The sequence below is a fragment of the Enterococcus sp. 3H8_DIV0648 genome (genome assembly GCF_002140655.1).
Taxonomy (GTDB): domain Bacteria; phylum Bacillota; class Bacilli; order Lactobacillales; family Enterococcaceae; genus Enterococcus_A; species Enterococcus_A hulanensis.
This window is the reverse complement of sequence record NZ_NGLG01000001.1, coordinates 765,568-776,157: the sequence shown is the minus strand read 5'-3', so window position 1 is coordinate 776,157 and position 10,590 is coordinate 765,568. Positions and strand designations below refer to the sequence as shown.

Sequence of the window (10,590 nt, the reverse complement as noted above, 5' to 3'; positions counted from 1 at the left end):
AATCGGTATTCGTGTAAAAAATTGAAAATACAAAATTATACTATCAATCATTTTATTTTCATAGGAATACCAGCTATCACTAAAAATGCGGCATCCGCTTCCTTTCCTAAAGATTGATTTACGTGTCCCAATACATCTCGAAACCAGCGAGAAAAAGAGTTTTCCGGAACGATCCCTAATCCAACTTCATTCGATACCACTATCAGTTGTGAAGAACTTTTTCTCGCTGCCATTAGAATTTTATGCCATTCGGTCAGAATCTCAGCTTCGATATCTGCTTTTGCGCTTTCAGATAATTTTGCAATCTCCTCATCGATTACTTTAAAATCTTCACCGAATCGTTCTTTCGTTAAATGGAAGAAAAAATTTGTCGTTAACATGGTGGCACAATCTAGTAAATGCGCGGATACTTGCTTTTGCTGGAATAAATCAGCGATATCCAAAAAAGTTTCAGTCGTTTGCCAATTTTTAGAGCGTCTCTTTTGATGAAGCAGCACACGATTTTCCATTTCCTCGTCCTGTGCTGTACAATTCGTAGCAATATAATTGATTTTTGCTTCTGTATCAAGCAAACTCTCTGCAAATGCAGATTTTCCACTACGCGCACCGCCAGTAATCAATGTGATTTCTCCCAAAGTCAATCACTCCTTCTTGAACTCGCCAATTTTTTTTAGTTCAGGATAGCGAGTTAAAATATCTTCTTCTTGGGCCTTTTTTACTGCTAATAAAATGACGGACGCAGGGCCGGCGGAGCAATCGATTTCTTTCTCTTCAAGAAATTCCACTTGATATTCAGAGTCTTCAGCCATCACCTGTGCTTCGTAACGAATTCCTTTTGACCCCACAGGAAGCATATCTAATACTCCCGACTCCATTTTTAAGGTCTTTACTATAGAGTAGGAAAAAATTTTATGTTGATTTCTCACGACTGTTTCCCCGACATAAGGTTGGCCTAATTGCAAAAGACTGCAAGCTTCCTTCATTTCAAAATTTTCTTTTTCTGCTGAAGTCTCGGCAATCACCGTTACTCCAAGACTAGTTGTTTTTGTGAGCATGTTTTCTTCTGTACTGCCATTTAATGGCAAATGAGATAGATCCGCCTTAGCTAACTCAGTTTTTATTCCCTCTAACATCCGTTTCCCAGTTGGGAGGTATTCATTTCCGACCAGATCAATAACAGCGATTGGCTCTGCTCCATAACAAAACAGTTCCATTAAGGGAACACGTAAACAAAATGCGGCGGTCACTGCCGGATCAATCGAAACAACATCTTGTTCCTTTTCGCCGATTCCGGCACTAGAGTCACAGGCAATCACCAGCCGTTTGTCGTTCGAAATAGGCAAAATAGAAAGATCACGATACTCGGTTGTCATAGACACAGCGTTCTCACTCCTCATGTTCGATTTCTTGCAGCAGACATTCATAAAGATGCGGCATATCATAAATCTTTGGCTGAACTGCAACTGGATGCTCTTTTTCGATCACCTTTGCTGTGACAGGACCAATGGCGGCTATTTTCAAGTGTGACCAAAAATCAGCAGGTAACTGCAACATTGTTTCCGTTACTTTGGAAAAAGATGTCCATGCAGAAGGACTGGCGAAAAGTACATAATCCAAAGCTTCATTAAGCAATAGTCTTCGCAAGCGATCTTGATCTTCAGGATAGAACTCATTTCTATAAATCACCTTTTCTAAGACCACATGCCCTCGGCTGGTCAACACATTATATATTACACGTCGGGCTTGAAATGAATGCGGCCAAAAAACTCGTTGTTTTCCATTTACAAAACTCAGCCACTCCTTCACTAAACCTTCAGAAAAAGCTTCTTTAGGTTGAAAATCAACATCGTAACCTAAGTCTTGCAATGTTTTAACCGTTTGATTGCCGATAGCGAGTATCTGAGCATGGCTGTTCAATTGAGTAAAATCAAAATATCTTACCGCGTTGCTGCTGGTAAAAAAAATCCAGTCATAATCGCGTTCCAAGTATTCATACGGTTGAAGTACTGTTCGATTTAAAGGGATTGTAATGACTTCAACCTCTTTTTTCGCAAAGGCTTGATGAATGCTATCAGGCATAACAGCTTCTCTAGTGTATAAAAGTTTCTTTTTGATCGTTTTTACACTCCTCAATCAACGTAATCGCACCTTGCTGCACCATTTTAGCGGCCACAGCTTTTCCTAAAATTACCGGATCATCACCCTGCATTGTTTCTTTCAAAATGATTTTTCCATTTTCACTGCCAATCATTCCTGTTAATTCATAAGTATCACCTTTGGGAAAGCTATACGCCCCCACCGGAAAAGTACAACTGCCATCCATACTATTTAAAAAGGCCCGTTCGGCGGAAACAGCAATTGCTGTTTCCGGATGCTCCATTTTTTTAAGCATTTGCAGTACTTCTTTATTATCTTTCCGACATTCCAAAGCTAGAGCACCTTGTCCTATAGCTGGCAGCATGATTTCTGGAGAAAGCTCTTGGTGATACACCGTTTGATCCAGACCTAATCGCTCTAATCCTGCTAAAGCCAAAACAATCGCATCATATTGACCTTCACTCATTTTTCTAATTCTAGTATCGATATTCCCTCGGATCGGCTGAATATCGAAATCCGGACGGACATGCAAGAGCTGTGCTTTTCTGCGAAGACTGCTGGTACCCACGACAGCATTTTTCGGCAAGGTTTCCAAACTTACCCCAGCATCTCTAATAATCAGAGCATCCGTTGGCGAATGCCGCTTCATGACACACGCAAGCGTCAAGTCTTCATGAATAGTAGTGGGGATGTCCTTCAAGCTGTGTATGGCAAAATCAATATTGCCTGCACGAAGCTGATATTCTAATTCCCTTACAAAACAGCCTTGACCACCAATCGCCTGCAAATTATGAGTTGCCAAATGGTCGCCTTTCGTTTTGATCTTAACGAGTTCAACTTCCACATCTGGAAAATGGCTTTGAAAAACTGCTAAAGCTTGCTTTGTTTGTGTCGTGGCTAGTTTACTGCCGCGTGTCCCTACCTTCAGTTTTTTCATTTTCTTCCTTCTTTCGTTCGGATAGCTCCATTTTTATTTCTTCCTATTAAAAACTGAAACACTATTTTCATAAAAAACCTCAGATTGTCCGGCTTGTCCATTGACCCAACGAGCCAAAACAAAAAAATAATCTGATAAGCGATTTAAAAATTTCAAGGCTTCTTTATTGATAGCTTCTTGTTGTTCCAATAGACTCACAGCATTTCGTTCAGCTTCGCGGGTAAAGCATCGACACAAATGCAGATTTGCAGCACTGACCGTTCCGCCCGGTATAATGAAACGATCGATTTTTGGTGATGCAGTCCAATAAAAGTCAATTTTTTCTTCAAGCCACTCAATCATTTGCGGCTCGATTTTATATGGTCGTTTCTCTTCTGGAGTAGCGAAGTCGCTCCCACAATCAAAGATCCATTGCTGAACTTGGACTAATTCAGTATATAAAGAGTTCTCTTGTGCATCTAATGAAGCCACGGTTAATCCTACTTGGGCGTTTAATGTATCGATAGAGCCGTACGCCTCAACACGGGGAGCGTTCTTTTTGGCTCTTCCTCCGCCAACTAATTTAGTGTAACCGCGGTCTCCATAACGCGTATAGATGCTCATGCGTTTACCTCCTCTTGATTCATGATTTGATAAATTTTATCTAAGTCAATATTTTCACGAATCAAATCCGCCAACTTATTATACTGTTGATTTTTATATTCGTTATATGGCATGGCAGCTTCGTTAATTGGAGACAGGCCTTTTGCTTCTCGTACCTGATTTAATAATTTTCGTCTCCAAATACTATTATCAAAAACGCCATGAAGATAGGTTCCGATAACCAATTTATCAGAACTGACAGCGCCATCATTTCTTGAGATCGTTTTACCGTTAGCAGAAATAAGATGGGCAAAATGTTGCCGCTCATGATTTTCTGTTCTTCCCATATGAATTTCATAGCCGCTGATTATTTCTTTTCCAATTTCTGCTTCCACTCTAGTGGTTGTTTTCTCTGCTTCGAAATATGTTTCTGTTTCCAATAGCCCTAATCCCTCTAGGCTGCCGTGGACAGATTCGACCTGATTTGGATCGTGCAGCATTTTGCCTAATAATTGAAAGCCGCCGCAAATTCCAAAAATCATTTTTCCTTCATCACGAACACGCTGGATTTCTTTTGCCAAGCCTGATTTTTTCAAATATAGACAATCCTCTAAAGTATTTTTGCTTCCAGGCAAGATAAGAATATCCGGACTGCCTAACTGATCATTTGGAAAAACATATCGAACAGAAACATCCGGTTCACTTTCCAAACTTTTAAAATCAGTAAAATTCGACATTTTAGATAACCCGATCACTGCAATATCCAAATCTTTTTGTGTATTATACAAACGGTTAACCTTCGATAGTGCCACACTATCTTCATCTTCAATATTTAATTGAGCATAGGGTATTACTCCTACTACTGGGACATCTGTTAAATCCTCAATCATTTTCAACCCTGGGTCCAATAATGCGATATCTCCACGAAATTTATTGATGATGATTCCTTTGATTCGTGCTCTTTCCTCTGGCTCCAACAAATGAACAGTTCCGTAAATTGAGGCAAACACACCGCCTTTATCAATATCAGCTACTAAAATCACTGGGGCATCAGCGATTTTAGCCATTCCCATATTGGCGATATCTCGACTGTTTAGATTGATCTCGGCTGGGCTGCCCGCTCCTTCAAGTACAATCACATCATTTTCTTGAAGCAGTTCTTGATATAAGGTAGATATCTTCTCGATCAGTTGCGGTTTGAATTCATGGTATTCTACTGCATCCATGTCACAAAGGACTTTTCCATTAAATATTACTTGTGATTTTCTATCAGAAGTCGGCTTTAATAAAACAGGATTCATACGTGCATCCGGCTCGATCCCAGCTGCTTCCGCTTGAAAAACTTGAGCACGGCCCATTTCTTTTCCATCCATAGTGATATAAGAGTTGAGCGCCATATTTTGTGACTTAAAGGGCATCACTTTCAAACCATCTTGCTGAAAAATTCTACATAATCCAGCAACCAGAATACTTTTGCCTGAATCCGAGGCAGTCCCTTGAATCATCAAACTTTTACCCAATATACTCACCTCGCCTTCATCTTTGTTCGCATAAATTCCTGTTGGTTTTTAACAAGCGGAAAACCTAATTGCTGATGCACCTTGACTAACCAAGGCTGTTCTAAGCCAGCAGTCTTCAGTACTTCTTCATCCAAAAAAACTTGATCTGACTTGCCTTCTTTAATGATTGTCCCCTTATCAATTACATACAGATAATCACAAATCTCATACATCAAATCCATATCATGACTCGATAAAATGATTTTAGTTCCTTGTTGTAAGAGTTGAGAAATGATCTCTATCATCTGTTGCTTTCCAGCGGGGTCTAAGCCAGATGTTGGTTCATCTAGCAGCAGCCACTTTGTTTTAAGCATCAAAACACTTGCGATAGCGACTTTCTTTTTTTGTCCATAGCTCAGGTACTGTACCGGTTTCTTTTTTAAATGTTCGATTTTAAGTAAAGAAAATACTTCATCCATCCTAATTTGAATCTGTGCAGAGGTAATACCTAAATTTTTTAAAGCAAACGCGACATCATCTTCAACGATCGAATAAAAAATCTGATGATCCGGTTCCTGAAAAACGATTCCCACTTCTTGTCGATACTGATAAAGTGCTGACTTTTTATAATCTAATGGTCGGTCTTCGTAGACAATCTCACCTTGAGTAGGGCGCAACAATCCAACTATTGCCGCAAACAAGGTGGACTTTCCTGAACCATTCGCTCCTAAAATGCCTACCGCCTTATGATTACTAAAATCCAAAGAAAGATGATGCAGTACATCTGCTTGATTCTCGTAACTGATGCATAAATCTGTTACTTTAAACATTTTGCCTCCTTCTTTCATTCGATTATTACAGCGGAAAATCTCCGTCAAAAAATTTCATTTCAAGAGAAAGAATCATTTTATTGAAGCGATCAAATGTTTGAAAAAATAAAATCTTGATCAATGCTCCTAATGATTGATAACTATTCTTTAGTCCCCGATACCCAAAACGCATGTCTTGCGCTCGCTTGATGATCAGAAACTCATCAGCAAAAATGAAAATAAAACGATACATCAGCATTGTCAGTTCTATTAGTAGTGTGGGGAAATGTGCTCGCTTCATCACCAACAGTATTTGATTGAACGGTACAGTCAGGATAAAGAAATACGTGCAGATTAAACAGCTAAAGGAACGGAAAAACAGCCTAGTTCCTGTAGTTAATGAAGCTCTTGTTATCCCTAAAAAATGATTGAATAAGGAAAGCTCGAAAATGAACCCTCCTGAACGCGGACTGATTGAAAATAGGATAGTTAAAATGCTTATCACTAGAAAAGGTGCGGGAACTAATAGCCATTTAAAATATCGCTTAACCTTTACTCGAGTGACATAAATTGTCGTAATCCCGACAATTAAACTGATCGAGCCCTGGATTACGGGAGGCGTTAAAAAGCAAATCATCAATAAAACGAGATACAGAATACTTTTAAGTCCAGGTGAAAGCTCGATTAATCGGTTCTCATAGGCTATCTTATCAATTAACAGCATTTTTCTTCTTTCCTTTGTAATAGCCTAAGATATAAGTAATGATCCCAACTCCTAGACTTCCTTGAAGAGTAAACAGCAAGCTTTCAATTTCTCCACTTTTAGGTTCCAACAATGAATCGAACCAAGGTTTATAGTTCGGGTTAATTTCAGTAATAACTGTCTCCGCTTCACCATCAGATCCGCCAAATTCGCCAGTTTGATTAATTAGCAACGCTCCAACCATTAGCACTACTACTGCCAACAAGAGAATAATGTTCAAACTAGTTTTTGATTTATTTTTTTCCATCGTTCAAAACGCCTCCTTCTTGAAAAGGAAAATTCGCAGAAATCAGATTATAAGCAACAACTGTCAGCAAGCCTTCCGCAATAGCAATCGGAATCTGCGTTAACATGAAAACTCCGACAAATTTCATGATCGCACCAAAAACGCCAGTTGAAGGATCTGGAAAAACCACTCCCAGTTGAAGCGAGGTCATAAAATATGTTGCGAGATCCGCAATAAAAGCACATAGGAATAAGCATACGGAATTTGAAGCATTCAACTTTTTCAAAAGAAGATACACTCCATAGCCGACAAAGGGACCAACTACCGCCATTGAAAAGGCATTAGCTCCTAAAGTTGTTATCCCTCCGTGTGCAAGCAGCAAAGCCTGAAATAGCAAACAAATCGTTCCTAAAACACTGATAACACCTGGCCCGAATAATGCAGTTCCGATTCCGACACCTGTTGGATGAGACGTGGAACCAGTAACTGATGGAATTTTCAAAGCTGACAAAATGAAGATGAATGCACCGCTGAAAGCTAACAAAACCTTATTCTGCGGATTATCAGCAACTGCCTTTTTGATGCTGATCAAACCATAAATAAAGAAGGGGATAAACGCTGCATACCAAAACAAACACCAGCCTAACGGTAAAAAGCCTTCCATAATATGCATAGCATGAGCCTTTTGCGGTGTAATTAGAATCAAAAGCAACAGTGCAAGAAGAATTTTTCGAATCGTTTTCACTTTAGGATTCATCTTTTTTACTCCCTTTCAACTTTCTATTTTTGTAGACGATCATGGTACTGAAATACGATAGCTGATCTTGTTCACTTAAGTCACTTAAACCAATCATTATTTTTTCTGATTCCATTGAAGAATCGCTGACTAGTATCGTTTGTTCCAATAAATCTAAGTCTGTTAAAATTTTAAGAATCTTGGGCAATGCGATTGAAACTTTCATTAATATTACTGTTGAAATTTGTTCTAAAGCTGTGCGTATTATTTTTTCATCAGCAGTAGCTGGCAGAACAGCATAGCTTTCTTCATCAATCACCAATGGAATTTGTAAATTGTTGGAAATCTGACAGAAAGAGGATATGCCCGGGACTGTCTCTGTTTCGATCTTATCGGTCATTCGCTCCAACAAGTAACTGTATGTGCTATAAACCATCGGATCTCCCAATGTGATAAAAGCCACGTTCAAGCCTTTTTTAACATCAGCAATAATTTCCTCAGCGATCTCGTTCCAAGCACTTCTTTTCTCATCCCAATTATTCACCATCGGAAAATGACGCTGTTTGATTGTCAGGCCTTCACTTAAATAAGGATCAACAATTTGTAAAGCTAGACTTTTCCCACCTTTTTTAGATTCAGGTGTATAAAGACAATCCACCATTTCTATGATTTCTTTTCCACGAACCGTTAATAAATCTGATGCACCCGGGCCAGTACCAACTCCATAAAATTTAGCCATTTGTCTTTCCTTCCATCATCGCACCGGCATGCTCGACAAACATCTGTTGTATTTCCGGCACTTCACCCATACCTTTAAGAAATGCTTCAACAGAAAAACCAGCCTGCTCCAGCTGAGATTTCCAAGAGTCTTCTTCATCAGATGCCATATCATTTGTGGCATGATCACCTGCTACCAACATTAAGGGATACAATTTGATTTTTTTATAATGACTGTATTGAAGGCGTTTAATCAGTAAAGAAATTTCCGGATAGCTTTCAACTGCACAAACAAAAATCGCCTTGTCCATTAACATATGGTCTAAGCAAGCATAAACCGTAAAGGCTGAATGCTGGCTACCGTGTCCCATTAGCACTAGACATTCATCATCGTCTAGATCCTGTGCTGACACTTCTAGCCAAGCCACAATTTTTTGATAATCCGCTATACTGCTTAATAATGGCTTACCAACTTTTATCATTTTTAATTGATTTTTATAGCTCATCGCTTGATGGAGCGCTTTGGAGTACTCACTACCGGGAATAATGTGTAACGGCTGAACATAAATTTCATCATAACCGTCAGCAATCAGATTTTTCATTTGCTGATCAACCGTTAAAATTGTCGTGTTCTCCTGCTCTTTAATTTTTTTTATCACTTTATTGGAAGTAAAAGCACGAAATACATCAAACTCTGGGTATGCTTCAACTAGTTTTCTCTCTACAGCTTCAATCGTTTTTTTCCTTGTTTCTGGATAACTTGTACCAAAACTGACGGCTATTAAAGCTGGTTTCATCGCTCCATCTCCTCTTTTAGTTTTTCTATAACGCTTTGATAACTTGGTTCGTTTGTTTGAATCACAGGAATTTGATAAGCCTCGAAGACCTCTTTTGTTTTTTGACCCATGACGACAATTTTTTTCTGTCTGGCAAATGCCAACTCTTGATTAGTTAGAGCTCTTAAAAATAATCGGGCAGATTTTGAATTTGGGAAATACATCAAATCTGTCTTCTGCCATAATTCCGGAATCTCTACAGTTATTTTCTCTTCATGACTAATCAGTTTATCTCCTAGAATTTTTTGATCATTCAAGCAGTCAACTGTTAATGCATCACCTAAGAACAAGGTCTCTGGAGTAACCTTCAACTCCTGTAAACAAATACTCAAGTCTAAATAGTTTTGATCTGGTTGAATACCATTTTTTTCTAACGCTGCACCAGTATGGTGTCCTACAGTAATAAATTGCCAGCCAGCTAAATTTCGCCAATCAATTTTACTTTGTTTCATTGCTCGAATAAACATCTCAATGCTATGCTGATCCGTAAAAACAACCTGTTTCGAGTTAATAAAAGGAATTGCTTCATTAAAAATTTGTGTGGTACTCGGTGGTAGTTCTATGATTTCCGCGCCTAGATCCGTTAGGCGACTAGCCATTTTTTTCTTTTTTGTAAATGGGATCGCGATACTCATTGAAAACAGCGGACGCTCTTCAAAAAAGTTTAGTTTTTTTCTGCGCTCGACAACTTGCCCAATCACAATCAAACTAGGTGGTTTCAGTTCAGCCGATTTAGCTTGTTCGAAAATGGTTTCCAGTGTTCCTACGACTGTTTTTTGCTGTTTGCGGCTTGCCCATTGGATGACCGCAGCAGGAGTATTTTTATCCTTACCATGATTTATCAGTTGTCTCGTAATTTCCTGTAATCCTGACATCCCCATCAAAAAAACTAAAGTACCTTCTGCTTTAGCTGCAGTTGACCAATCAACAGCCTGTTCCGAATTGTTCAAATGACCAGTGTAAACATGAAAACTTGCGGCCAGGTCCCTGTGCGTAATTGGAATCCCTGCATAAGCTAATCCGCCGATTGAGGAAGTAATTCCAGGTATGACTTCAAAATTAATTCCTTCCTTTTTTAGAGCCGCGCCTTCCTCTCCGCCTCGACCAAAAACATACGGGTCTCCACTTTTAAGACGAACAATATTGAAGCCTTGTCGCGCCTTTTCTATCATGATTTCTTCGATTTTATCTTGGGGAACCGGATGATAATTAGGTTTCTTTCCTACATAAATCTTCTCGCAGTCTGCTTTACACGCGTTTAAAATCGCTGGGTTAATCAGTCGGTCATAAACAATTACATCCGCCTGTTCAATTTTTCGTAATCCTTTAACAGTTAATAATTCTGGATCTCCCAGTCCGGCACCAACTAAAGCGATTTGTCCAATCAT

The 10,590-nt window shown here is 39.1% G+C and carries 13 protein-coding genes; all 13 read right to left on the bottom strand.

The features are described from left to right. Nucleotides 1-47 precede the first annotated feature (47 nt). Genes cobU through cobA form a run of 13 tightly spaced genes read right to left on the bottom strand, consistent with a single transcriptional unit; the run spans nucleotide 48 to nucleotide 10,590 of the window. Nucleotides 48-635, bottom strand: a complete 588-nt coding sequence (gene cobU / locus A5875_RS03605) for a bifunctional adenosylcobinamide kinase/adenosylcobinamide-phosphate guanylyltransferase (RefSeq protein WP_088932340.1) — start codon at nucleotides 633-635, stop codon at nucleotides 48-50. Between the two features lie 6 nt (nucleotides 636-641). Then, nucleotides 642-1,373 carry a hypothetical protein gene (locus A5875_RS03600; RefSeq protein ID WP_242551170.1) on the bottom strand — a complete coding sequence of 244 codons (732 nt, stop codon included), beginning with the start codon at nucleotides 1,371-1,373 and terminating at the stop codon, nucleotides 642-644. Nucleotides 1,374-1,386: 13 nt separating this feature from the next. Continuing rightward, complete coding sequence (locus A5875_RS03595) at nucleotides 1,387-2,079, bottom strand: uroporphyrinogen-III synthase (RefSeq protein WP_088932338.1); 693 nt, start codon at nucleotides 2,077-2,079, stop codon at nucleotides 1,387-1,389. A gap of 10 nt (nucleotides 2,080-2,089) precedes the next feature. After that, nucleotides 2,090-3,034 (bottom strand): hydroxymethylbilane synthase, encoded by a 945-nt coding sequence (gene hemC / locus A5875_RS03590; RefSeq protein WP_088932337.1) that lies wholly within the window; start codon nucleotides 3,032-3,034, stop codon nucleotides 2,090-2,092. A 33-nt stretch (nucleotides 3,035-3,067) separates the two neighbouring features. Next, nucleotides 3,068-3,637: a cob(I)yrinic acid a,c-diamide adenosyltransferase gene (locus A5875_RS03585; protein WP_088932336.1), complete on the bottom strand. Its 570-nt coding sequence runs from the start codon at nucleotides 3,635-3,637 to the stop codon at nucleotides 3,068-3,070. After that, complete coding sequence (locus tag A5875_RS03580; protein WP_396080959.1) at nucleotides 3,634-5,121, bottom strand: cobyric acid synthase; 1,488 nt, start codon at nucleotides 5,119-5,121, stop codon at nucleotides 3,634-3,636. The genes A5875_RS03585 and A5875_RS03580 overlap by 4 nt, the downstream gene beginning before the upstream one ends. A 20-nt stretch (nucleotides 5,122-5,141) precedes the next feature. Next, complete coding sequence (locus A5875_RS03575; RefSeq protein ID WP_088932334.1) at nucleotides 5,142-5,945, bottom strand: ATP-binding cassette domain-containing protein; 804 nt, start codon at nucleotides 5,943-5,945, stop codon at nucleotides 5,142-5,144. Nucleotides 5,946-5,970: 25 nt separating this feature from the next. After that, entirely contained in the window at nucleotides 5,971-6,648 is a 678-nt protein-coding gene (gene cbiQ, locus A5875_RS03570; protein ID WP_088932333.1) for a cobalt ECF transporter T component CbiQ, read from the bottom strand. Further along, nucleotides 6,635-6,934 carry an energy-coupling factor ABC transporter substrate-binding protein gene (locus A5875_RS03565; protein ID WP_088932332.1) on the bottom strand — a complete coding sequence of 100 codons (300 nt, stop codon included), beginning with the start codon at nucleotides 6,932-6,934 and terminating at the stop codon, nucleotides 6,635-6,637. The genes cbiQ and A5875_RS03565 overlap by 14 nt, the downstream gene beginning before the upstream one ends. After that, nucleotides 6,921-7,670, bottom strand: a complete 750-nt coding sequence (locus tag A5875_RS03560; RefSeq protein WP_088932331.1) for an energy-coupling factor ABC transporter permease — start codon at nucleotides 7,668-7,670, stop codon at nucleotides 6,921-6,923. Before A5875_RS03560 ends, A5875_RS03565 begins: the two co-directional genes overlap by 14 nt. Next, on the bottom strand, nucleotides 7,660-8,388 hold the full coding sequence (locus tag A5875_RS03555; RefSeq protein ID WP_088932330.1) for a cobalt-factor II C(20)-methyltransferase: 729 nt from the start codon (nucleotides 8,386-8,388) through the stop codon (nucleotides 7,660-7,662). Before A5875_RS03555 ends, A5875_RS03560 begins: the two co-directional genes overlap by 11 nt. Continuing rightward, complete coding sequence (locus tag A5875_RS03550) at nucleotides 8,381-9,163, bottom strand: sirohydrochlorin cobaltochelatase (protein WP_088932329.1); 783 nt, start codon at nucleotides 9,161-9,163, stop codon at nucleotides 8,381-8,383. Before A5875_RS03550 ends, A5875_RS03555 begins: the two co-directional genes overlap by 8 nt. Next, nucleotides 9,160-10,590: a uroporphyrinogen-III C-methyltransferase gene (cobA, locus tag A5875_RS03545; protein ID WP_088932328.1), complete on the bottom strand. Its 1,431-nt coding sequence runs from the start codon at nucleotides 10,588-10,590 to the stop codon at nucleotides 9,160-9,162. The genes A5875_RS03550 and cobA overlap by 4 nt, the downstream gene beginning before the upstream one ends.

Excerpts from the sequence above, each read along its gene's own strand:
- A5875_RS03585 (WP_088932336.1), bottom strand. The coding sequence starts at position 3,637 with ATGAGCATCTATACGCGTTATGGAGACCGCGGTTACACTAAATTAGTT.
- A5875_RS03595 (WP_088932338.1), bottom strand. The coding sequence starts at position 2,079 with ATGCCTGATAGCATTCATCAAGCCTTTGCGAAAAAAGAGGTTGAAGTC.
- hemC (WP_088932337.1), bottom strand. The coding sequence starts at position 3,034 with ATGAAAAAACTGAAGGTAGGGACACGCGGCAGTAAACTAGCCACGACA.
- A5875_RS03550 (WP_088932329.1), bottom strand. The coding sequence starts at position 9,163 with ATGAAACCAGCTTTAATAGCCGTCAGTTTTGGTACAAGTTATCCAGAA.
- A5875_RS03575 (WP_088932334.1), bottom strand. The coding sequence starts at position 5,945 with ATGTTTAAAGTAACAGATTTATGCATCAGTTACGAGAATCAAGCAGAT.
- cobA (WP_088932328.1), bottom strand. The coding sequence starts at position 10,590 with ATGATTGGACAAATCGCTTTAGTTGGTGCCGGACTGGGAGATCCAGAA.
- cbiQ (WP_088932333.1), bottom strand. The coding sequence starts at position 6,648 with ATGCTGTTAATTGATAAGATAGCCTATGAGAACCGATTAATCGAGCTT.
- A5875_RS03565 (WP_088932332.1), bottom strand. The coding sequence starts at position 6,934 with ATGGAAAAAAATAAATCAAAAACTAGTTTGAACATTATTCTCTTGTTG.
- A5875_RS03555 (WP_088932330.1), bottom strand. The coding sequence starts at position 8,388 with ATGGCTAAATTTTATGGAGTTGGTACTGGCCCGGGTGCATCAGATTTA.
- A5875_RS03600 (WP_242551170.1), bottom strand. The coding sequence starts at position 1,373 with ATGACAACCGAGTATCGTGATCTTTCTATTTTGCCTATTTCGAACGAC.
- A5875_RS03560 (WP_088932331.1), bottom strand. The coding sequence starts at position 7,670 with ATGAATCCTAAAGTGAAAACGATTCGAAAAATTCTTCTTGCACTGTTG.
- A5875_RS03580 (WP_396080959.1), bottom strand. The coding sequence starts at position 5,121 with ATGATTCAAGGGACTGCCTCGGATTCAGGCAAAAGTATTCTGGTTGCT.